22 protein-coding genes and 1 tRNA gene are annotated in these 22399 nt (G+C 61.2%); 12 read left to right on the forward strand and 11 right to left on the reverse strand.

What is annotated here, in order from left to right:
* Positions 1 to 2 precede the first annotated feature (2 nt).
* The 7 genes from selA to BM399_RS10345 form a co-directional block, all read right to left on the reverse strand.
* Entirely contained in the window at positions 3 to 1436 is a 1434-nt protein-coding gene (selA, locus tag BM399_RS10315) for an L-seryl-tRNA(Sec) selenium transferase (protein ID WP_092867629.1), read from the reverse strand.
* Between the two features lie 46 nt (positions 1437 to 1482).
* Positions 1483 to 2025 (reverse strand): DsbA family protein, encoded by a 543-nt coding sequence (locus BM399_RS10320; RefSeq protein WP_092867630.1) that lies wholly within the window; start codon positions 2023 to 2025, stop codon positions 1483 to 1485.
* 166 nt (positions 2026 to 2191) lie between these two features.
* Entirely contained in the window at positions 2192 to 3217 is a 1026-nt protein-coding gene (locus tag BM399_RS10325; protein ID WP_092867631.1) for a lysylphosphatidylglycerol synthase domain-containing protein, read from the reverse strand.
* Positions 3214 to 4422 (reverse strand): bacteriohopanetetrol glucosamine biosynthesis glycosyltransferase HpnI, encoded by a 1209-nt coding sequence (gene hpnI / locus BM399_RS10330; RefSeq protein WP_092867632.1) that lies wholly within the window; start codon positions 4420 to 4422, stop codon positions 3214 to 3216. Before hpnI ends, BM399_RS10325 begins: the two co-directional genes overlap by 4 nt.
* A 95-nt stretch (positions 4423 to 4517) precedes the next feature.
* On the reverse strand, positions 4518 to 5366 hold the full coding sequence (hpnK, locus tag BM399_RS10335) for a hopanoid biosynthesis-associated protein HpnK (protein WP_092868162.1): 849 nt from the start codon (positions 5364 to 5366) through the stop codon (positions 4518 to 4520).
* Positions 5367 to 5380: 14 nt separating this feature from the next.
* Positions 5381 to 6685: a protoporphyrinogen/coproporphyrinogen oxidase gene (locus BM399_RS10340; RefSeq protein ID WP_092867633.1), complete on the reverse strand. Its 1305-nt coding sequence runs from the start codon at positions 6683 to 6685 to the stop codon at positions 5381 to 5383.
* A gap of 212 nt (positions 6686 to 6897) precedes the next feature.
* Positions 6898 to 6982, reverse strand: a tRNA-Leu gene (locus BM399_RS10345).
* A 250-nt stretch (positions 6983 to 7232) separates the two neighbouring features.
* Here BM399_RS10345 and sseA point away from each other — a divergent pair.
* Positions 7233 to 8096 (forward strand): 3-mercaptopyruvate sulfurtransferase, encoded by an 864-nt coding sequence (gene sseA, locus BM399_RS10350; RefSeq protein ID WP_092868163.1) that lies wholly within the window; start codon positions 7233 to 7235, stop codon positions 8094 to 8096.
* Between the two features lie 84 nt (positions 8097 to 8180).
* On the opposite strand, the gene BM399_RS10355 is transcribed toward sseA, so the two are convergent.
* Together BM399_RS10355 and BM399_RS10360 are read right to left on the reverse strand one after the other, a co-directional pair.
* Positions 8181 to 9782 carry an OpgD/OpgG family glucan biosynthesis protein gene (locus BM399_RS10355; RefSeq protein WP_244531184.1) on the reverse strand — a complete coding sequence of 534 codons (1602 nt, stop codon included), beginning with the start codon at positions 9780 to 9782 and terminating at the stop codon, positions 8181 to 8183.
* 79 nt (positions 9783 to 9861) lie between these two features.
* A complete protein-coding gene (locus BM399_RS10360) occupies positions 9862 to 10383 on the reverse strand; it encodes a glutathione peroxidase (protein WP_244531185.1) in 522 nt (173 codons plus the stop codon).
* 273 nt (positions 10384 to 10656) lie between these two features.
* Here BM399_RS10360 and BM399_RS10365 point away from each other — a divergent pair, with 273 nt between their 5' ends.
* The 11 genes from BM399_RS10365 (at position 10657) to BM399_RS10420 (ending at position 20404) form a co-directional block, all read left to right on the forward strand.
* A complete protein-coding gene (locus tag BM399_RS10365) occupies positions 10657 to 10935 on the forward strand; it encodes a hypothetical protein (protein ID WP_092867635.1) in 279 nt (92 codons plus the stop codon).
* A 265-nt stretch (positions 10936 to 11200) separates the two neighbouring features.
* On the forward strand, positions 11201 to 12283 hold the full coding sequence (locus BM399_RS10370; protein ID WP_092867636.1) for an HlyD family secretion protein: 1083 nt from the start codon (positions 11201 to 11203) through the stop codon (positions 12281 to 12283).
* 363 nt (positions 12284 to 12646) lie between these two features.
* On the forward strand, positions 12647 to 12865 hold the full coding sequence (locus BM399_RS10375) for a hypothetical protein (protein ID WP_092867637.1): 219 nt from the start codon (positions 12647 to 12649) through the stop codon (positions 12863 to 12865).
* 23 nt (positions 12866 to 12888) lie between these two features.
* Entirely contained in the window at positions 12889 to 13311 is a 423-nt protein-coding gene (locus tag BM399_RS10380; protein ID WP_092867638.1) for a hypothetical protein, read from the forward strand.
* Positions 13312 to 13523: 212 nt separating this feature from the next.
* Entirely contained in the window at positions 13524 to 14066 is a 543-nt protein-coding gene (locus tag BM399_RS10385) for a hypothetical protein (RefSeq protein WP_092867639.1), read from the forward strand.
* 109 nt (positions 14067 to 14175) lie between these two features.
* Positions 14176 to 15390 carry an ABC transporter permease gene (locus BM399_RS10390; RefSeq protein WP_092867640.1) on the forward strand — a complete coding sequence of 405 codons (1215 nt, stop codon included), beginning with the start codon at positions 14176 to 14178 and terminating at the stop codon, positions 15388 to 15390.
* 20 nt (positions 15391 to 15410) lie between these two features.
* A complete protein-coding gene (locus BM399_RS10395) occupies positions 15411 to 16151 on the forward strand; it encodes an ABC transporter ATP-binding protein (RefSeq protein WP_092867641.1) in 741 nt (246 codons plus the stop codon).
* A gap of 182 nt (positions 16152 to 16333) precedes the next feature.
* Positions 16334 to 17185 carry an enoyl-ACP reductase FabI gene (gene fabI / locus BM399_RS10400; RefSeq protein WP_092867642.1) on the forward strand — a complete coding sequence of 284 codons (852 nt, stop codon included), beginning with the start codon at positions 16334 to 16336 and terminating at the stop codon, positions 17183 to 17185.
* Positions 17182 to 17799, forward strand: a complete 618-nt coding sequence (locus BM399_RS10405) for a histidine phosphatase family protein (RefSeq protein ID WP_092867643.1) — start codon at positions 17182 to 17184, stop codon at positions 17797 to 17799. Before fabI ends, BM399_RS10405 begins: the two co-directional genes overlap by 4 nt.
* A gap of 796 nt (positions 17800 to 18595) precedes the next feature.
* Complete coding sequence (gene aroC, locus BM399_RS10415; RefSeq protein WP_092867645.1) at positions 18596 to 19684, forward strand: chorismate synthase; 1089 nt, start codon at positions 18596 to 18598, stop codon at positions 19682 to 19684.
* Between the two features lie 15 nt (positions 19685 to 19699).
* Positions 19700 to 20404, forward strand: coding sequence for an NAD-dependent deacylase (locus BM399_RS10420; protein WP_092867646.1), 705 nt, complete (start codon positions 19700 to 19702; stop codon positions 20402 to 20404).
* On the opposite strand, the gene BM399_RS10425 is transcribed toward BM399_RS10420, so the two are convergent.
* A complete protein-coding gene (locus BM399_RS10425) occupies positions 20401 to 21633 on the reverse strand; it encodes a class I SAM-dependent RNA methyltransferase (protein ID WP_092867647.1) in 1233 nt (410 codons plus the stop codon). The genes BM399_RS10420 and BM399_RS10425 overlap by 4 nt on opposite strands.
* Entirely contained in the window at positions 21626 to 22357 is a 732-nt protein-coding gene (locus tag BM399_RS10430) for a TlyA family RNA methyltransferase (RefSeq protein ID WP_092867648.1), read from the reverse strand. Before BM399_RS10430 ends, BM399_RS10425 begins: the two co-directional genes overlap by 8 nt.
* Between the last annotated feature and the right edge of the window lie 42 nt (positions 22358 to 22399).

Below are 22399 nucleotides of genomic sequence, written 5' to 3' on the forward strand. Positions count from 1 at the left end.
TTTTATCGGCTGCGTTGCCCGTTCCCGGATTGGGCCGGGGCGCTGCGGTCGAGGGTATTCAAAACAGATAGAAATGCGGCTTCATCGGTCAAGCATCTGAGATCGAGAATGAGGGCGCCGTCGTCCAATCTGCCGATGACGGGGCGAGACAAGCCGCGCAACGCAGCTGCCAGATGCTCGAGCGCACTGCCCCCGGCATTCGATGCGATGGCGAGGCCCGCGCTCGGTATCGTATCGAGCGGCAGCGCACCTGAGCCGATCTGGCTTTCGCATTGGCAAATAGTCACGGTGAAGGCTCGTCCGACTGCGCGCCCCACCGCAGGCAGAAGACGCCGCGCTTGATCTTCGATTTCAGAGCGCGGGCGCGCGAGCAGCCGGAGCGTCGGCATGCGTTCGGCAAGGCGATCCGGATCGCGATAAAGCCTCAGCGTCGCTTCGATCGCCGCAAGGCGGATCTTGTCGACGCGAAGCGCACGTTTCATCGGGTTGCGATTGATCGCTTCGATGAGGGCGCGCTTGCCCACAATGAACCCCGCTTGCGGGCCACCGAGAAGCTTGTCGCCAGAGAACGTGACCACGTCCGCGCCTTGCGCGACGGCCTCGCGCACCGTCGGCTCCTTCTTCAGGCCGTAGCGGGACAAATCCACGAGCGTGCCCGATCCGAGATCGTTCATCAGCGCGACGTTTGCCTCCGCCGCAATGCGGGCGAGTTCAGCGCCGCCGACTTCGGACGTAAATCCGAGAATGCGATAGTTCGAGGTGTGGACCTTCAGAATGACGCCGGTCGCTTCGGAGAGGGCGGCCGTATAGTCCTTCGCGTGCGTGCGGTTGGTGGTTCCGACTTCGACGAGCGTTGCGCCGGCTCTGGCCATGATGTCCGGCATGCGGAAAGCGCCGCCGATCTCGATCAACTCGCCCCGGGAGACGATGGCTTCGCGTCCGCCCGCAAGGGTGTTGAGCGCGAGGAGAACGGCGGCGGCATTGTTGTTGACGACGGTTGCATCTTCCGCGCCGGTCAACGCGCAGAGAAGCTCTCTCACGTGATCATCGCGCTCGCCGCGTTTGCCGGTCGCCAGGTCGAATTCCAGAGCGACCGGTTCGCGCATCGCTTCGATTGCGGCCTCGATCGCGGCTTCGGCGAGTACCGCGCGCCCGAGGTTGGTGTGGAGCACGGTGCCGGTGAGATTGAAGAGCGGGCGCAGACCGGAGCGATCCTCGTCCGCGAGGCGCGCCAGCGCCAGGGTTGCCACCTGTTCGACCGTCGGGACGACTGATGAGCCGGATTTGAGCGCTACCCGGGTTTCCGCCAGCACGCTGCGGATCGTCTCGGTCGACGCGGCACGTCCGAAACGCTCCACGAGCGTCGCGGCGGTCACGCTATTCAGAACGGCATCGACGGACGGTAATTCGCGGAGGGCTGCACTCGAAATTTCCACTTGGACCTCAAGGGAAGAGATTCAACATCCGCCCGCTGTTAATCCGTCAGCCGTCGAGCCCGAAGCGGCCGGAGGCGGTGGCTTCCAAGGCCGCGACGATGGCTTCAACATCCCGCGGACCATCGAAACGCTGCCCATTAACGAACAAGCAGGGGGTTCCGTTCACGCCGCTGCGGACGCCGCCGCGAAAATCGCGCTTGATATGATCGGCAAAGCGGCCGGCGAACGCCTGTTGGACGGCGCTGTCGCTCAGCCCAATTGCGCTGGCGTCAACCAGCAGGTCGTCATCCGCGAGCGCCTTTTGGTTCTCGAAGAGAATATCGTGCATTTCCCAAAAGCGGTCGATCGCGCCGGCGGCTTCAGAAATTTCGGCCGCGTGCAGCGCGTGCGGGTGAAGCCGAATGAGCGGGAAATGCCGGTAGACGAACCGCAGCTCGTCGCCCATGGACTCTTGCACCGCCTTGATGACCGAATAGGCGTCACCGCAGTAGGGACATTCGAAATCACCGTATTCAACCAAGGTCATTGGCGCATTCGGTGAACCTTCGATGTGATCTTCGCCGGAAACCGGTACGGATAATTGGCCCATGATTTGCCTCTCATATGCCAACGTTCAGTGGACTGCACTTCTGACCAGTAAAGCGCTTTCGCAATCGCAAGACAACAGAGCACCCGCGCCTAACACGGCGTTCACAGGTCCACGGCAATTCGGGGCCGACCGTTAACGATTTTGGGCTGATGGCGAGCGGCGCGCGCTATTTGCGGGAAGCTGCAAGGCGGCCTTGCCACAGGCGTTTGCCTTCCGCGAAGTGCCACGCCAGGAGACCCGGAACGCCGGAGATTATCTCGCGGGCGCGTTTCAACAGCGATAGGGCAAGAGCGACATCGGGGCCGAGCCCGAACAGCGCGCCGACAACGACATAGCCGCCCTCCTGCACACCCGCAGCCCAAGGAACAATGAAGGCCGCCGTTCGAAGCGCGAAGACGAGGCTTTCGAGAGCAAGGACGTCTCCTGCCGAAAGCGTGTGGTTCATGAACCAAAGAGCGATCCACGTTTCCGCTGCACCCGCGAGCCAGCCCAGCAGGTGCAGGAAGGTCGACGCGATCACCGCCCCCTTCTTGCGATAGATCGCCTGGACCGCTGCGTGAACGCTGTCGCTGTCGGAGAGTCCTTCCCAGGCGCGCGTGAAGCCAAGCTTTGCGGGTAACGTTTCGAGAAAGAGTATCAGGCCCTTGTTCTGCGCGATGAGGAATCCGACGACCGCGATGGTTGCGATGCAAAGTCCGGCGGCCGCCCACCACGCGGCGGCTTCATCCGGATGGTAGAGAAAAAGCAGCGCCAGCCCCATGAACGTATAGATGAGCTGGCTCAGCATCTCCGTCGTCATGTCGGTAATGGTCGTCGCGGCCGCAACGTTCACCCGCAGGCCGTGCTTGCTCAATTCCCGAGCGCCGGCAGCCTCGCCGGCTCCGGGTATGATGGCGAGCAGGTTGCCGATGCTGTCGCGGATCCAGCGCGCCCATAGGAATAGGAGTCCGCTGTGCGCGGGAGGGCTCTCGACCAGCAGCACGCGCCAAGCCCACGCGCAGAACACGAGCGAGGCGAGATAGGCCGCGAGGATTGCCGCCATGCCGCGCAAGCCTGCCGTCGCGATGGCGTCCCAGACCCCGGAGATGCCGAAATAAACGACGAGGGAAATCGCGACTGCAATTCCCGCCATCGCGGCGATGAGAAACGCGACGCGCGAGCTAGGCGGACCTGAGGCCGGCTCGGCGCTCATCGCTTGTCTCCGAGCGATACGGCCTCGCGATTAGAGCCGGCGGCGCGGACGTTACGGCCGTCGGCGATGAGTTTTCGGAAGGCTTCGTAGGTGAAGATATTCTTACCCCAGCGCACTTTGTTGCCGAACAGGCCGAAAGCCCACGCGAAGAAGCAGACGCATTCGCGCAACGGGACCAGCCAAGGCTGAGGCGGCGTGTTCATCCGGAAGCTTTGGCGGACTTGGTAATGGAGCGCGATGCGAAGCGCTATCTCCAAGCCGATGATCGAAAGTCCGACGATGGACGGCCACGGAAGCAACAGAACGAGAAGCAATGGCAGCGGCCAGGTGATCACCGACATGAAGTGGTCGGCCGGGCGGCAGAAGCGTTCCATCCGCTGCCACAGGATTTCGTGGCGGAACAACTCGCTGAAACTCGTCTCCGCGACGATGGTGTCGCAACAATAGGATGACAGAACGACCTCGTAGCCGCGCTGAGCCGTGAGGTTTCCGAGCGCGAAGTCGTCGGGAAAGAAATTGGAGAGATGATCGAAGCCGCCGAACGAGTCGAGAGCCTCGCGGCGAACGCTGCACATCGCGAATGCGAAATCGATACCGCGAAGCCCGACGTCCACCAGGACCGACGGCGCGAACCAGTCGCTGATATTCAGGGTACCGAAATCGGCGGCTGCGGCTCCGCCATAGGGAAGCCCTTTGTAGATGGACGCAACCGCGCCCACCTTCAGATCGACGAACGGCGCGGCCATCGACGCGATGCAATTCCTGTCGACGCGAAGGTCGGCGTCGGCGACAAGCAAAATGTCGTAGCGCGCGGCCTTGTAAATGTTGGCGAGGTTGGACGCCCGCGGATTGGGTCCGACGAGATTGGCATCGACGACGAGCCTGAGATTGCGATCGGGGAACTCGGCGATCAGGCGCTTGACGACCGCGACGGCCGGATCGCTCTCCGAGTGTGCGCCGAATATGACCTCGTACTCCGGCCAATCCTGATCGCAGAACGTGCGGAGGCAATCGTAAAGGAATGGCTGGGCGCCGTGGACAGGCTTCAACACCGAGACAGGCGGGCGCCAGCCTTCGACCGAGACCGGACGTTCACGGAAGCGCCGCGTGAAATACAGCGCGAGTACAAGATAGGCCAAGGCCGCAAGACCCAGGATGATACCGGCGATCACCGCGGGATTGAGGACCACGATTGGCAAGTGCATGCGGTAGAAGTCCCCCCAGGCGATGAGATCAGGCGGCTAACGCGCGGCGACGATTATTTCCGCTCGGCGTAGCACATGCTGCAGCTTTCGACACCTCAGGCCGAGAAGGCTGCTTTGAATGTCAGAGGCTGCAACCCAAGGGCTGCAACTTTGGCGCGGACAACCGGGCTGACCATTCCACTGTATTCCTCGGCTGAACCGTAGGTTTGGGGCTGATTTTCCATGCGCTTCGCGGGGTGCGCATAAAGCTCCGTCACGCCATCGGGCAGGTGGTCGAGGTAGGCCAGAATGCGCTTTTCGGTCATGGCGCCCGTGTCGTTTACGCCGAAGATGTGATCGTTGAGCTTCAACCCGGCGCTCTTAAGCTTTCGACGCATCCTTGATGTCAACCCGGCATAGAGCGCCCAGTTGAAGAGCCGCCGAACAGGTTTGTCGGCGCCCGCTTCCCACGATGGAAAAAATGGCTCGACCGGATATCTAACCGGCGGCGATCCGTAGCGCGGGGCGAACTTCGCGATGGCATCCGTCACGGCGGGGTGCATGTGGAAATGGTGATGGCCATTGATGTGATCCATCACGAGGCCGGTGCCTTCGAAACGCTGGAACTGCGCTTCGATCTCGGCTTCGGCCTGACGCCGCATCTCGCCCGAGAAGTACAGATTGAAGCCGAACCACTCAGGGTTATTCGAGAAGCATCCGTCGCGATCGACGAGCAGCGGTATCTTTTCGGGCGGCAGGACCGGGCGACTGTCCACCAAGTGGATGTGCAGGCCGACGCCGAGGTTCGGCAGGCGCTTCGCGCGTTCGACGGCATCGGAAAATGCATCGCCTCCGCACATCAAGCTCGTCGCCGAGAGAATTCCGTCGCTGTGGGAGGCTTCGATGCCTTCGTTGACGGGAATCGACATTCCGAAGTCGTCGGCCGTCACAATCAATGATTTCATGCGGCGGCCTCCTCTCATCCGGTCAGCGCTTCGACCGTAGTTAACGCGGAGCTAATCGAATCTTCCATGCCCACATAATCCCATAATCCATACCGGCCGATGGGATGAATTCCTGCCGCGTTCAGCCGCGAGAGAATGTCGCGCACGAGCTGATCGCGTTCCGGCGTGTGATGAACGTAGGCGCAGCGGATGACATGCGCCACCGTGCAGACGATGTCTTCGCTTTTCACCCATCCGAGTTTTTCAAGCGCCGCGATGACGTCGGTCTGAAGTTTACTCGCGATGTCGGTGCGGTCGATGTCCTCACCCGGCACGCCGACCTCGACGTATACGGCGTTATAGCCGTTCGAGCACATGGCCGCGCTGATGTTCGAATAGCAGCCGAACCGATAGAAAGGGACGTCGCGGTCGGGAACATAGACCCAATGCGCATCCTTGAGTGCGCCCGGCAATTTTCCCCGAACGCCGAAGTTGAAGCTGATGGTGGAGCTGTGGCTCAGCCGTTCGGCCGCCACCGTCAACTCTCGGTCCCGCGTCAGCTTGCAGAGCGCCTTCAGAGGAATGCTCGGCAGCATGTTTTCCCATTCGACGCTGCGGCCCGCGCTCGTCGTGACGACGCGGCGTTCGAGATCGATGCCGATAATCTCTTCGTTCGTCGCAACGCTCTTTAAACCTTGGGCGAGGCCGCGTGTCAGAACATCGATGCCGCCGCGCTTCGGATACCAGAACGTCGAATTGTACTCGGCGGTCTCCACCGCTTCGTTCGCGAATCCGGCGCGGATGCGCTTTTCGTCCGGCAGCGGGAAAAATCTTTTGACGGCGCCGATCGAGAGACGGCCGAGCGGCGTCGCCATCGTCTTCTCGTTTTGCGGAATGAGAAACCGATCGGCAACGGCCTGGCCGAAGCCTGAAACAATGAACTCGCGAAAGCCTTCGATTTTGTCGCCGGCTGCGGGTCTCGCGTCGTAGGATGTCTCGCACTCTTGGCGCAGCTCGTCCGGCAATTGGCCGAGATGGTATTGGATGGGCGCATCGACGAGACGGCCACCCGCGTAGAAATAGGACTTCCTCTCGACCGTCTCCCAGTCCTCGTCGTTCAAATGGGCATGGGGAATCTGCGATGGCGATGGAAAGCGGCGAAGATGAAGAAAGTGGCCGGTGTAGTCGAAGCAGAAGTCCTCGACTTGCGTCGTGCGCGTCAGGCCGCCGACAGCGGGGCAGCGCTCGAGCAAGAGGTAATCGAGGCCTCTCTCCTGGAGAGCTTGAGCTGCCGCGAGACCCGAGATGCCTCCCCCGGCTACGAGCCATTTACGAGACATCTCAGTCAGTATCCGAAGTTGTTGGTCCGAGAGTTATTGGTCCGAGGCTGGCGCCGACGCGAGGCATCAATCGAGAGCGATTTTCGCGTTTGCGTAATGGGGCGGCAGAACGGGCTCCCTTTAGATGCGCAGCAGCAAATCTGCAAGCATGCAACGCTCAGGTTGAAGCAATTGCCGAAAGGTGGCGTTTTTTCAGCGCTCAAAAGAAAAGCTGGTGCGGGCGGAGGGATTTGAACCCCCACGACTTGCGCCGCTGGAACCTAAATCCAGTGCGTCTACCAGTTCCGCCACGCCCGCACGTGCTTCCAACCATCGAGACTTATCCCGCCGGCTGGTTGCGAAGGGCGTCTCATACTGAAAACTGCATCCGAAAACAACGCGTAAACGGATCGCCCCCAATGCGCAGATGCCGCAAAATGCGCCAGCGGCTTGCCGTTGCATCAGCCCTGCTCCAATTCGCCGCTTCAACTTGCGGGCGGGCCAAGATTTGCCTATGTGCTTCAGGCCGCAAAACAAAGCCGTGATCAGCAAACCGTGGGAAATTTCCTTGCCTGTGACAGCGAAGAACTGGATCGTTGAGACGGATTGGCTCGCTGAGCACCTCTCCTCGCCCGATTTGATCATCCTCGACGGCAGTTGGCACCTTCCGACTGCCAACCGCGACGCGAAGAAAGAGTATCTCGCCGAGCACATTCCCGGCGCCTTATTCTTCGACATCGACGATCTGTCGGACGAAAAGTCACCGCTGCCCCACATGCTTCCGTCGACCGTGAAGTTCGCGTCGCGGATGAAGAAGATGGGCATCGGCGACGGCGCCCGCATCGTGGTTTACGATACGACCGGCATTTTTTCGGCAGCCCGCGTGTGGTGGACATTCCGCGCCATGGGGCATCGCGATGTAGCCGTTTTGAACGGGGGCTTGCGCAAGTGGAAGGCCGAAGGGCGGGCGCTTGAGGATGGGCTGCCGCCGAAGCGATCGGAACGGCACTATTCACCGCTTCAGAACACCGAGATCATCCGCGACCTCGACGATATGAAGGCGCTACTGAAGAAGAACGGCGTCCAGCTTGTCGACGCGCGTCCCGCAGGGCGTTTCGAAGGCACCGAGGCCGAGCCGCGTCCCGGCTTGCGTCAGGGGCACATTCCCGGTTCGAAGAACATTCCCTCGCAGCAGCTGCTGAACTCAGACGGCACGTATAAGTCGCCGGAGGAGATCGTCACCCTCTTCAAGAATGTCGGCATCGATGTTTCGAAGCCCGTGGTGACGACGTGCGGATCGGGCGTGACGGCCTCGATGCTGGCGCTCGCGCTTGCCGTCGTCGGCCAGACGAACGCGTCCGTCTACGACGGCAGCTGGGCGGAATGGGGCCAGGAGAACGGACTTCCCATCGAGACGGGGCCGGCGAAGTAACGTTGGTCCTACGGAGACGCGCGTCGCGCCATCGGCGTCTGATGCGCGTCTGCCACCTATTCCCCACACACCATCGGTGCGGACTTAGGCCGACGCCGGAAAGTGCTGATAGAGCCACGTCTCGGTCAGGGCGGTGTCGCCTTTGCGCAGATAGGCGCGGAGATCTATCGGTTCGGCTCCCTGCTCCTTGAGATCGAACATCGCGCGCCAGCGATGGCGCTGGCCGACTACCGGGTATGTCGCAATGCCCGAAATCGATCCGCGAGAGCAATTGACGATGAGTTCGACGCCGCTGTCGCGGCCTAGCCCTTCGAATACGTCTCCGGCAAAATCGATCACGAACTTCCGCGTCGCTGCCGGGCGCGCGTTGAAGCTCAACCCCGGAGGTCCGCCAATGCCGGACCAGGTTCCGATCGTGCGTCCGAGCGTGGCGGGAAATGGAATGTCGTCCAGCCACGAAAGGCGATAGCGAAACACGCGGCGTTGGCCGGCCTTGCATTTTTCTTTCGGCACCCAGCAGGCGACGATGTTGTCCCAGGTCTCCGTATCGGTGTGCAGTTCGACGAGATGCACGGCGCCCTCGCCCCAGGCATCCAGCGGTTCGACCCAAACGGACGGTCGCCGTTCGTAGAAAATTCCGTCGTCCAGATAGTGTACGAAATCGCGGTCACGTTGGAGCAGCCCGAAGCCTTTCGGGTCGCGATCGGAAAAGGCGTTCGTCATGGCGTGCGGCGGATTGATGATCGGCCGCCAAATGCGTTCGCCGTTGCCGGTCAGAATAGCCAATCCATCGCTGTCGTGAATTTCCGGCCGCCAGTCGCGCGGTTCGATGTGCGAATCTTCGCCGTACCAGAACATGCTCGAGAACGGCGCTATGCCAATACGATCGATATCTGCACGAATGTGCAGGCGCGCCTCGATTTCCATGTCGCAGCGATATGAGCCGTTGGGCTGCGTCACGCGCTTGGTCGCCATGCGGTAAGCGCCAGCGATGCTTGGCCCATCGAGCAGCGCATATATGACGACCGGCCCATCGGGCTCGGGCGATGCTTCAAGCCAATAATGCGTGAAGCGTGGAAATTCCTCGCGCTTCGACATCGCCGTGTCGATGGCGATGCCACGCGCCGACAATCCGTATTGGTTGTAGGGACCGGAGCTTCTGAAATAGGAAGCGCCCATGGCGGCGAACCAATCGGTCTTGCGATCTTCGGCCATGATGCGAAAGCCCGCGAACCCAGCCCCCGCGCGGAGCCCTTCGGCCGGATGGCCTGTGGGGATTTCGAACAGATCCTGATTGTAGATGAGCTCGCGTGCTTCTCCGCCTTCCACAAGACTGATGCGGACAGGATCGGACGCGTATTTGTTCATATGGAAGAACTGGACCGGGTAATGTCCCGCGCCGTCGAGATCCACGGTGCGGTCGGTCCGGTAGCGGATGCGTTGAGATTGATCGTAATCTATTTCGGCCAGGACGTTCGGTGACGGCGTGATCGGCGGCTCGTAGCTGTAGCGGGCGAGGCGCTGCGCTTCCTGGTCGAGGATATCGAACGAGAATGGTTCCGGCGCCTTGAACTCATTTTGAGGAATGCCGGAGGCGGCCATCGCCTTGAGCGGGTTGCCGGCGAGCACCCAAGCCAGCCCCAACCCTCCTCCGGACTTCAAAAGTGAACGGCGGCTTGTCATCATTATCCGCCCTTTGCGATCGTCTATCGGTGTCATTTGCGTTCCTGCCCTTGAACCGGGCCTGAACACCAACGCGCGACGATCAATTTAGTGCGGTCGAAACAGAAACTTTTTTCTCAAGCGCTTTCTCAATCCAGGAGATCATTTCGGCGGATGTGGGCGCCAGTTTGGCCGGAAACGAACGCAGCAGGTGGCCATCGCGGCCCACGAGATATTTGTGGAAGTTCCAGGCGGGCGTGCCAGCGGGTCCCATGACTTCGGCCGCCCATTTGTAAAACGGATGCGCCTCCGGCCCGACGACGGAGTGTTTGGCAGTCAGCGGAAACGAGACACCGAACACGCCCTGACAGAAGGTCTGGATCTCGCCCTCGAGCGCCGGTTCCTGTTCACCGAAGTCGTTCGACGGAACGGCAATGATGGTGAGGCCTTCTTTCTCGTAGCGCGTCCACAGCTCCTGCAGTCCCGCGTATTGCTTGGTAAAGCCGCAAAGCGATGCCGAATTCACAACCAGCAGGGCCCGGCCTTGCCAATCAGAAAGCTTCATCGGGCTGCCATCGATACTGACGAATTCAAAGTCGTAGGCTGAGCCGGCCACATCCGCCACAGGTGCTATGCTCGGCGGCGCCCGCCAGACCGACCAGAGATTGCGACCGGTCTTCCAAAGATTTCGCAACTTGTGTGCCTCACGATTTCAGGTGCTTACTGATGTTTTGATATAGTGCGCCATACTACTACCCGGATACCTGCCATCAAGAGTGCGCGACATCGTGGGCTCGTGAATGGCGTGTTCCGCCCGTAACAGCCTTCGGCGCTCATCGCGCCTAGGTTGCCTCCATCAACTCACGAGCCCTGAGGCTCACCCAAGGAGGAATTGGCAATGTCGAAATTCAGCTTCACGTACGCCGCGGGCGCAACTTTCGCCATTCTGGCCGGTGCGATTTCGTTCAACACCTCGGCCGCATATGCCGGCGGCGGCGCGAAAGAGGTCTTTGTTCAAGACTATAATTTCTCGAAGCCGATGCACGGCTATTCGGGACACTCGGGCAATTACTATTGCGATTATCAGCGCCTTCCGACCCGCAAGTGCGTGACGAACGCCAATGGCTCCGAGAGCTGCAAGATCGTCGGCTGGACGCTCCGCGAAATGTGCCAGTAGGACGTCGGCTCAGCGTTCAAATACTTCCCCCGACTGCGATACCAAAAGCTCCGGATATTTCCGGAGCTTTTTTCGTCTCCGCTCATGTTCTCGTTGCTGGATTTGAACTGCTAAAATCCATCAGCGCTCCGCCTATGATATTCACCGAATTTAGGCCCTGTTCCGCCCGAAACAGCAAAGACGGGATAGGATCGATAGTGTCGCTCGTGATGTTGGTGCGGATTCAAGCTCCGGCCAGCTTTGCATTTTTAAGGAGGACTATGACATGAGCACTGACGAAACCTATCACCCGCGCAGGGGAGGCTTTCTCGGGAAGCTTCTCTTTCTGCTCGTTGCGGTCGGCATCGGCGCGTTTGGCGCAATCGCCATCTCGCGCAGCGATTTGCTGGATGCAAAGACCGACACCAGCGACACCATCAAAAACGAGGAAACAGCGGCAAAAATCGACTGGGTGGCCGCAGCGCCCGGCCGGATCGAGCCGAAGTCCGGACTTGTGCGCGTCGGCGCTCAGCTTCTCGGCCGCATCGCCGAGGTCAACGTAAAGCTCAACGACAACGTCGAAGAAGGCGAGCTTCTGATCCGGCTCGACGACGACGAAGCACGGGCTCGCTTGCAGGCTGCCGAGACGGAGGCCGCGTCCCGCAAACGCGAGCGCGACGCCCAGCCTCTCGACAAGGCCCGCGATGACCTTCGCAACGCGGAAGACAACGTCTTCACCGCCGAACGGGCGCTGACGAACGCACGCTTCGGGCTTGAATATGAACTTCAGGCCCAGCGCCAGGGCAACGGAAGCGCCGACCGCGTCAACGATGCGCGCAAGTATCTGACCAAGGCGAAAGCCAAGCTGCAAAAGGAGCGGGCCACTTACGCTTCGGCGCAGTCGAAGGCCGATATTCCGGCGCCCAATCGCCTTGAATCGGCGTTGCAGGCGGCGCGCTCGGACGTCTCGGTTGCCGAGGCATTGCTCGAAAAAACGCGCATTCGTGCGCCGGTTGCCGGAACGATTCTGCAGCTTCCGGCGAAGGCCGGCGAGATGGTTGCGCCCTCTCCCGACCAGGCTCTCGCCGTTCTCGGCGATATGTCGGTGGTGCGTCTCAAGGCCGAAGTCGACGAGACCGATGTCTCGAAGATCAAAGTCGGAAGCAAGGTGACGGTGAAGAGCAACGCCTATCCAGGCAAGGAATTCGCAGGCACGGTTGCGGCGCTCGCTCCGTCGCTGTCTTCGCCGCAGTTCGCACTTCGCGGTGCGCGCCGTCCGACCGACGTCGAAGTTCTTGAAGTCACCATCGACCTCGACGGCAATCCTCCGCTGCTGCCTGGAATGCGAGCCGACGCTTTTTTCAAGTGAGGGGGAAGACGAATGCTCCTGAGGGAAAACGCCGGCGCGTAATGCTCGCGAAGGACTTCTAAAAGCGGAGCCCAGGAAAGACCAGCGGCGGCCAGCTTCCTCCTTAGTGAAGCCGTCGCCGGTCCTGAAGGCGGGGAGGAATGTGCTGAATGGGAATGCGGTCCCGATCAGCACGCCTCCCCGCCGGCGTTTCAGACGTTCGTTTTCGGCGCCGCCGATAGGCTCGCTGCGACCCAAACTTTCTCTTCCACAAATATTATCCGCGTAAGTCGTGTCTCGCTAGGAACAGCGTAGAATCAATACTTTTTGCATGATGCAGACATTGGACAGCAACGCCGCCAAGGCTCACTCAGGGAGAGACGAATGTACGGAGAGATCAAAAAATTCCGCCGCGATCTCGGAGTCGGGGTCATTCGCGCCGAGGATGGCCGTGCCTATCGTTTCGAGGGCACCGACATTCGCAATCGCTTCGAAGATCTCGAAGGGCAGGAAGTGCACTTTCAGCTTGGTGAGCTCAAGGCTCGCGACATCATCGTGCTCGCGGGTTCGCCATGGTCGGCTTTCGGCAGCATCGGCATTTGATCAGCGTGTGAGGAGAAAGTGTCATGCGTGCGAACATCGATCTCGCGGACGTACCGATGGTCGAAGCGAGAGAGCTTCACTTCGTCATGGATATGCTGATCAGAAGCGGGCAAGGACTGGCGCTCCTCAGAGGTCTCAAAGAGGAAGAGATCCGATCCCTCGAAGCACGCATCTGGGCTGACTTCGAAGGCTCGGACGTTGCCCGCCTGGCTGTCGCCTTGCGCTTTCGCGCGCTGCTCGACGTGTTTGCCAGCCGGCGTCTCAAGGCTCTGTTCCTCGACCGCGGCTTCCGCCTTCTGGCATCGGCGGCGCGGGAAGCTGCACGGCGTCCACTGAACATCCGTTTCGGGTTCAATGCGCAGCAATTGCTTTTGGCGCTCGACGCAGGAACCGCTGCCACGCTCAGCGGCGTTGGCGAAGACACGTTGCTGGCGATGGCTGCGTAATCGGGATCGAAAAAAGCGAGACCGTGCGCGGGAAGCACTCGTGCCGCCATCCAACAAGTCATTGATTAACCTGCCTAAAATCTAAAAATCCCGAAGCCATCTGCACTGTTCCGGCAGGAACAGCCGCAGACGGGGCGATGAGGCATTCTCCTCTCATAGCCGGTGAGGACCGGCGACGAGATAGAAACAAAAGATCACCGCTGGAGGCTCACATGACCAAGATCGCTTTCGCCCTCGCCGCCGCCGTTCTGGCCGGCGCGACGATGACTAACGCAGCGAATGCCGGCGTTCGCCTCGGCTTCGGTTTCCCACTCGGTTCTTTCGTCGCGCACTCGAATGAGAATTACGGCGGCAACGACTATCGGCGTAGCGAGCGTCCCCGCACTGTGCGCCGCGATTATCAGGATGATGCTCAGGCCCGGAAAGTTGCAAAGATCAAGCGCGCTCCGAAGGTTGAGGTTGCGGACGCGCCGGTGGTGAAGGCTCCCGCCGCCCCGGCCGTTCAGACTGCTAAGCTCGAGGACAAGCTCTCTTCCGATCCCGCGACGACAACCGAGATCGAGAAGACGCCGGCATCCACGTCGGCGAACGAAACGACGACGGGTTCGATCAAGCAGGCTTCGACGACGACGGACAAGACCGACACTTCTGTGAAGGCCGATACCGGGACGACCGCTGCTGCCACCGAGACGAAGCACGTCTGCCGCCGCTACTCTGCGGCCATTGCCGGGCTCGTCGATGTTCCTTGCGAATAAAGCCTAACGACATTCGCCAGGGCCAGCCAACAGCTCGGCCCTGGGAAAGCTGAAAACGAGACGCTATCGTTGAAATCTCGACCATTGCCTCAAGGAGGGGAAAAGGGTCATGGAACTTGCAGCCTCAGCGCCCGCACTGGCGAAAGCGCGAACCGCGAAGTCACCCCGCCCCCGGTCGGGCAAGCGCACAGTGCCGATGGTGGTCAAGCTCGCTTACCGCAATCTCTTCCATGACCGCTTGAGCTTTTTCGTTACCGTCGTCGGCATCATGTTCTCGGTCGTGCTCGTCGCCGTGCAATCCGGCATCTATCTCGGCTCTGCGAACAAGATCGCTGCCATCATCGATGCGGCGCCTGCTGATCTTTGGGTGGTTCCGCTTGGGACGAAGAGCTACGACGATCCGTCGTTTCTGTCGGGCCGCGAGCGCTACATGGCATTGTCGGCGCCGGGCGTCGCGGACTCTGAAGATATGCTCGTTTCGTTCGCCCGTTGGCGCAAACCTCTCGGCGGAGAGACGACGGTTCTGCTGATCGGCACCGCCGGCGAGAGCCCGAAAGCGCTGCCGCTGAATATCACCGACGGAAGCCGCGCAGCGCTCGAAGCGCCGAACACGGTCGCAATCGACCGGAGCTATTTCAACGATCTCGGTGTCAACGAGCTCAATGACGTGGCCGAACTCAACGGCACGACGGTCAAGCTCGTTGCGATCACCAAACGGGTGCGTTCGTTCACCACGCTGCCTTTTGTCTTCACGTCGCTCGAAGAGTCGCGCCGCCTCGCTGGCGCCAATCAGGATCAAGCGAGCTATCAGCGCGTTACGCTCCTGCCCGGTGCAAATATCGAGACCGTGCGCAAGGAAATCGAAGCGCGACTACCCGACACGGAGGTATTGACGCAGGCGCAATTCCGCACACGCAGCCAGGATTATTGGCTGAAGCAGACAGGCGCGGGTGCGGCACTCGATGCAGGCAAGTTGCTTGGTCTGATCGTCGGTATTGTCATCGTTGCCCAGACGCTTTATTCGAGCACCAAGGATCACATCAACGAGTTTGCCACGTTGCGTGCGCTCGGTGCCGGAGCGGGCTACATCGTCAAAGTCATCCTCATCCAGGCCATTTTGTCCGGCCTTATCGGCTACACACTCGGCATGAGCCTGGCACTCATCGCCATCCAAGCCGCACAGGATACGAAGCTGACAATCATCATGACGACGCCGCTCGCGGTGCAGCTCTTCGCGATCACGATCGGCATGTGCATCTTCGCTGCGACTAGCGCCATCATCAAGGTCGTCCGTATCGACCCGGCCGTCGTGTTCAGCCGCTAACCGAATTCTGGAGACCAAACATGACCGAGCCGAGCAACAGCAAAGTGATCGTCGAGGCCGAAGGCATCGTGAAGGTGCTCGGGACGGCGCCGAATGAGATCAAGGTTCTCAAAGGCATCGACCTCGAGCTTCAGACCGGCGAGTTGACGCTGATGATGGGCCCTTCGGGTTCCGGCAAGACGACGCTGCTCTCGATCCTTGGGTGCATCCTTTCGCCGACGCAGGGACAGCTGACGGTCGCGGGCCTCAAGACGCAGAACATGAGCAAAGAGCAGCTCGCCAATCTCAGACGCAAGCACGTCGGGTTCGTGTTCCAGTCGTACAATCTCGTCCCCACCCTATCGGCGGTCGAGAACGTCATGCTGGCGCTCGATCTGCGCGATATCAACGGTCCGGGCGCATACGACCAAGCCGCCGAGGCTCTCGAGTCCGTCGGCCTTGGCCATCGCATCAACGCCATGCCCTCGAAAATGTCGGGCGGCGAAAAACAGCGGGTTTCGATCGCTCGCGCCCTGGCGGGCTCGCCCTCGGTCATTCTGGCCGATGAGCCGACGGCGGCACTCGACGCTAAAAACGGCATGGCGGTCATGGAGTTGCTCGCGCAAGTCGCTCAGGACACGCGTCGCGCCGTTCTCGCGGTCACCCACGACCACCGCACGCTCCAATTTGCCGACCGCATCATAACGATCGACGACGGGCGGATTGCGGGCTCGGAAAGGCCCAAGATTTCCGGCAAGGCGGTCGAGATGGCCGCTCACTAGGCCCTGGAGCCCGATTCCGGCACACGAAACGGCCCCCGGGGCGCCTCCGGGGCCCAGGCCCTGCCCCCGGGCCAATGGCCGCGCATTCAACCCAACCGGGCATCTGGACCAGGAGGGGCATTTGTGTAGGATGCGCCCAAACTCACCAATCCCAAATTGGAATAATTAAGGAAATAGCGCCCATGGCGGGGCCTCAGCCGAACACGTCCATTTCCCCAGGCCAGCTGATGGCGGGCAAGCGCGGCTTGATCATGGGTGTCGCGAACAACCGATCGATCGCCTGGGGCATTGCGAAGGCCTGTGCGGCGCAGGGCGCGGAAATTGCCCTGACATACCAAGGGGATGCCCTCAAGAAGCGCGTCGAGCCGCTGGCCGCCGAATTGGGCACGAAAACCGTTCTGCACTGTGACGTGACCGATGGCGCATCTATCGACAACGTGTTCGATACCCTCGCCAAAGAATGGGGCAGCCTGGACTTCCTCATTCACGCCATTGCTTTTTCCGACAAGAACGAGCTCGACGGCCGCTACGTCGACACCACGGAAAAGAACTTCACGCAGAGCCTGCTGATCTCCTGCTATTCGTTTACCGCGCTCGCCAAGCGCGCCGAAAAGCTGATGCCCAACGGCGGGTCGCTGGTAACGCTGACCTACTACGGCGCCGAAAAGGTGATGCCGCACTATAACGTCATGGGTGTCGCGAAGGCGGCTCTCGAGGCGAGCGTGCGTTATCTGGCGGCCGATCTTGGCCGTACGGGCATCCGCGTCAACGCCATCTCGGCGGGCCCCATCAAGACGCTCGCCGCGTCCGGTATCGCGGACTTCCGCTACATCCTGAAGTGGAACGAATACAATTCGGCGCTTCGGCGCAACGTGACGATCGACGACGTCGGTAACGCCGGGCTTTACCTCGTTTCCGATCTATCGCGCGGCGTGAGCGGCGAAATCCATCACGTGGACAGCGGCTATCATATCCAGGGCATGAAGAACGAAGACGCCCCGGATATCTCTGTCGTCAAGAGCGACGAAGCTTGAGCGACGGGGCGCCAGCTACTGTCTCGTTGAAGCCCGGCATCACGCTCTATTTCATTCGTCATGGCGAGACCGATTGGAATCGGGAATCCCGCTATCAGGGCCAGCGCGACATCCCGTTGAATGAGACGGGGTTGGCGCAGGCGCGCCGTCACGGCGAAGTCTTGAAAGAAATCCTGCCCTCCGTCGCCGGCTTCGATTTCGTATCGAGCCCGCTTGGGCGCGCCGTCGAGACGATGCGGCTGACGCGCTCGGCGCTCGGGCTTGATCCCAATGACTTTCGCATCGCTCCCGAGATCTCCGAACTCAGCTACGGCCATTGGGAAGGCGAGCTTGCCGCCGAGCTTCCGGCAAAGGATCCTGAAGGCGTCGCCGGAAAGTCGTCCGACCCTTACGGATGGCGCCCTCGCGGGGGCGAAAGCTACCACGACCTCGAGCAGCGCGTTTCCGCTTGGTTGGCTCGCCTCACGACCGATACCGTCGCAGTCAGCCATGGCGGCGTCAGCCGGGTCGCCCGGGGCGCGCTTCTCGGCATCGAGAGAGGCATCGTGCCGTTTCTCGAAGTTCCGCAGGACAGGATCCTGAAGCTTTCCGGCGGTCGGATGCAGTGGCTCTAAGGGTTTCGGCCTAGATCGCGAGCTTCGCCCAAATGACGGATGAGCCGCGAGCACCAGGATGCGTGTCGCATCCACCGTCATGCCGACGCAGGCCGGCACTAGGCAACGATCCGCACACGCGATACCGAAGCCCCTCTCCAAGCATCGTCATCCCCGCGAAGGCGGGGATCCGTCCAGACGTCCGTCCATTATGAATTTCCGGCTCGGATGGATCCCCGCCTTCGCCGGGATGACGGAACAGGGATCGGCCTTCGCCGGGATGGCGGGAGCGGCGAGAGTCGGCCGATGCGGAGCGAAACGAAAAAGAGCCGGAGATGCGGCTCTCCGGCTCTTCCACACTCAATCAAGAGTGCATGATGAAAGACCCCTCGACCACGGACGCTCAATCCGGGAAGAACGGTCTTTTAGGAGCCTGTAGCGGACTTCTTGCGAGACGACGCGACACGGCTTGAGACCGCCGTTCAATGAGAACGGATGATCCGCATTGCCGCCACCTGCGATCTCTCGATGCGCCGCGAGCTGCGGTCGGGCAGCGGACGCGGGCTCGGCCGAGTTGTCGATCCAATACGGATACGTTGGTCTCGCCTTGTCCCGTCATCAGCTGAAGGACGTACCGGCGAACGCGTACTGTGGCTGAGTTAATCTGCGTCGCCGGAGCTTGTCACGTAGCTTTGCGGGCGATGCGGTCTTGCCCCCTCCCGCGACCGCTCCTAAGAAGAACGGTGACGCAGCCCGGCAACAATCGTTGCAGAGCCACCAAATTCGCTCATCGGGCACCACTCCGAATATTCAGGCAATGTCTCACAACACCTTCGGCCATCTTTTTCGCGTGACGACCTGGGGCGAAAGCCATGGTCCGGCTATCGGCGCTGTCGTCGACGGTTGTCCGCCAGGCATCGGGCTCGAAGAAGCAGATATCCAGGCCTACCTCGATAAGCGTAAGCCCGGGCAATCGCGCTTCACGACCCAGCGCCAGGAAGCCGACGCCGTCAAAATTCTTTCCGGCGTCTTCCCGGATGCATCGGGCAAGCAGGTGACGACCGGCACGCCGATTGCGCTCGAAATCCAAAATACCGATCAGCGCTCGAAGGACTACGGTGACATCAAGGAGTCGTACCGGCCGGGTCATGCCGACTTCAGTTACGACGCGAAGTACGGCATTCGCGACTATCGCGGCGGTGGACGTTCGTCGGCGCGCGAGACAGCATCCCGAGTGGCCGCCGGTGCCGTCGCGCGCCGGATCATTCCCGGCGTCAAAATCCGCGGCGCGCTCATTCAGATCGGGCAGATCAAAATCGATCGCGCCAACTGGAATTGGGACGAGGTCAACAACAATCCGTTTTTCTCTCCTGACGCGACGGCTGCCGGGCATTGGGCGGATTATCTCGACAAGATCCGCAAGTCCGGCTCGTCCGTCGGCGCAATCATCGAGGTGGTTGCCGAGGGCGTTCCGGCGGGTTGGGGCGCGCCGCTTTACGGCAAGCTCGACCAGGATCTTGCCAGCGCGATGATGTCGATCAACGCCGTCAAAGGCGTCGAGATCGGCGCGGGCATGGGCGCCGCAGAGCTGACCGGCGAACAGAACGCCGATGAAATCCGCATCGGCAATGACGGCGCTCCGGATTTTCTGTCGAACAATGCGGGCGGCGTTCTCGGCGGCATCTCGACCGGACAGCCCGTCGTTTGCCGCTTCGCGGTGAAGCCGACCTCGTCAATTCTCGCGTCGCGCCGGACGATCGACCGGCAGGGACACGAGACCGAGATCATCACCAAGGGCCGGCACGATCCGTGCGTCGGCATCCGCGCCGTTCCAGTGGGCGAAGCTATGATGGCGATCGTGCTTGCCGACCATTTCCTGCGGCACCGGGGGCAAATCGGCGTTTAGCCCGGAGGCGACACCATCGCGCGTTTTCGGAACATCGTCGTTCTTACCGGCGCGGGGCTTTCGGCGGAAAGCGGACTTTCGACATTTCGCGATCCGGACGGCATCTGGTCGAAGTACGATTTGCGGGATGTCGCGACGCCAGAGGGCTTCCTGCGCAATCCGATCCTCGTCCACGATTTCTATAATGCCCGCCGGCACGCGCATCGAGACATCAAACCGAACGCCGCGCACATCGCGCTCGCGCGCCTCGAGGCGGAACACGGCGGCGTGACGATCGTCACGCAGAACATCGACGCGCTGCATGAAGCTGCAGGTTCGAAGTCGCTGATCCATATGCACGGCGAGCTGCTCAAGGCGCTTTGTACGTTTTGTTCCCATCGCACGATGTGGCGGGACGATCTTCGCGTCGACATGGCTTGTCCGTTTTGCGGACTTCCCGGCGGCATGCGGCCGGACGTCGTCTGGTTCGGCGAGATGCCGTACGAGATGGGGCGGATCAACGCTCTGCTGGCGAAAGCCGATTTGTTCGTCTCGATCGGCACGAGCGGGAACGTCTATCCGGCGGCCGGTTTCGTCGCGGAGGCGGCGGCGCATGGGGCGCATACGGTCGAGCTCAATCTCGAACCCTCCGAGGGCGCAAGCCTTTTCGAGGAAGCGCACTACGGGCGCGCGACGGAAATCGTTCCGGCTTTCGTCGACCGCATTCTTCGCGACGGCTAGCGGCGGAAAATCGCGACGACCTCGACGTGCGCGGAATAGAGAAACTGATCGATCGGCGTGACGGATTCGATCTTGTATCCACCGTCGACGAGATGGCGGGCATCGCGTGCGAGAGTTGCCGGATTGCAGGACACGGCGACGACGGTTTTCACTTTCGATTTCGTCAGTCTTTGCGACTGCGCTTCCGCGCCAGCGCGTGGCGGATCGAAGACGACGGCGTCGTGCTCGTTGAGTTCAAGCGGCGAGAGCGGCTCGCGAAAAAGGTCGCGAACGGTTGCCGTAATCGGCTTCAGGCCCGACGTCTTTTTCGCGGCCGATGCGAGTGCGGCGACGGCGGCTTTGTCTCCGTCGAAGGCCGAGACGCGGGAGCGCGCGGCCAAGGGGAACGTGAATGCGCCCATGCCGGAGAAAAGGTCCGCCACTGCTTTGGCCTTGCCGATGGCTGCAACCACGCGGCGCGCGATCTCTGTTTCCGCTTCTTCCACCGCTTGCACGAAGACGCCGGGCGGCAAGATCACATCCGCCGTGCCGAAGGTCATGAACGGATGGAGCGTTTCGACAACGAGTTCCGTGCCGACGATGAGACGCGAAAGCTTCATATCGCTTGCCTTCGACGCGAGCACGCTTCTTACTGCGGGCGTCAATTGCCGCTCGGTTCCGGTGATCTCAACGTCGAGGCCGGATTTCGTCAGCGTGATCGCGACGCGCGCTTCCCCGCGCTTCGAGAGGAGCGGTGAAATCAGGTTGCCGATGTCGGGAAATGCCGCAACGATCTTCGGCTCTAGAACAGGACATTCCTCGATCTCTACGAGGTCGTGCGACGAGGCCTCATAGAAGCCCAAGGCAACACCTGATGGCGTGCGCACTGCGCGCATCACGGCGCGGCGGCGTTTGCCTGCCGTTCTTTGCAATTCATCGACGACGGGTTCGAGGCCACGCGAGCGAAACGCATCGACGACGAGATTCCGCTTCCATTCGGCATAGGTGTCGGACGCCATATGCTGAACGCTGCAGCCGCCGCACTTGCCGAAGTGCTTGCAGACCGGTGCGATGCGTTCCGGGCTCGGCACCAACACACGCTCCAGGCGTGCGCGTTCGCCATCGACTTCCGCTTCGATCCGCTCTCCCGGCAGCGTAAACGGCACGAAGACGGGCTCACCATCGAGGTCAGCTACTCCGTCGCCTTGCGCGCCGATGCGGCGGATCAAGAGTTCGCGCGCGTTAGTCATTGCGAAGTGCTCCAAGTAGAAATTCCGAATTGCCGGAGCCACCGAGAATGGGCGACGGCATCTCACCGACGACGGTCCACGCGGGCTGGCTTTCGATCCACGCGCGAACGCTTTCAAGTGCGCCCTGACGCGCTGCCTCATCGCGCACGATGCCGCCGCTGCCGATGTTGTCGCGTCCAACCTCGAATTGCGGCTTCACCAGTACGACCATCCACGCGCCCGGAGCCGCGAGTTGTAGTGCCGGAGCCAGCAGCTTCGTGACGGAGATAAAACTGACATCGACGGTGATCGCCGAGATCTGATCTGGCACTTCTGCGGGCGACAACCGGCGCGCGTCGAAATTTTCGAGCGAGACCACACGAGCATCGTCTCGCACGCGCGCGTGGAGCTGCGCCGTGCCAACATCGACGGCGTAGACGCGAGCGGCGCCCCTTTCGAGCAAAGCTTCCGTAAAGCCGCCGGTCGAGGCTCCGACATCGAGACAGGTGCGCTTCGAAGGGTCGAAACCAAAGCGATCGAGCGCCGCCAGAAGCTTTTCCGCTCCGCGCGAAACGTAGGCTGGAGCTGCGGAAGAAATCTCGATCGTCAGATGATCTTTCACATCCTGCGCCGGCTTATCGCAAACGCTGCCGCCAACGTGCACGAAGCCGCGCTTGATCAGATCCTGCGCACGGGCGCGCGATGGCGCCAGTCCGCGCGTCACGAGCATCTGATCCAAACGCATGATCCTTTGCCAACCTAATTGACGTCGCCCAGCATCGGCCCC

Origin of the sequence: Hyphomicrobium facile (genome assembly GCF_900116175.1) — a bacterium.
In the GTDB taxonomy this organism is placed as follows: domain Bacteria; phylum Pseudomonadota; class Alphaproteobacteria; order Rhizobiales; family Hyphomicrobiaceae; genus Hyphomicrobium_B; species Hyphomicrobium_B facile.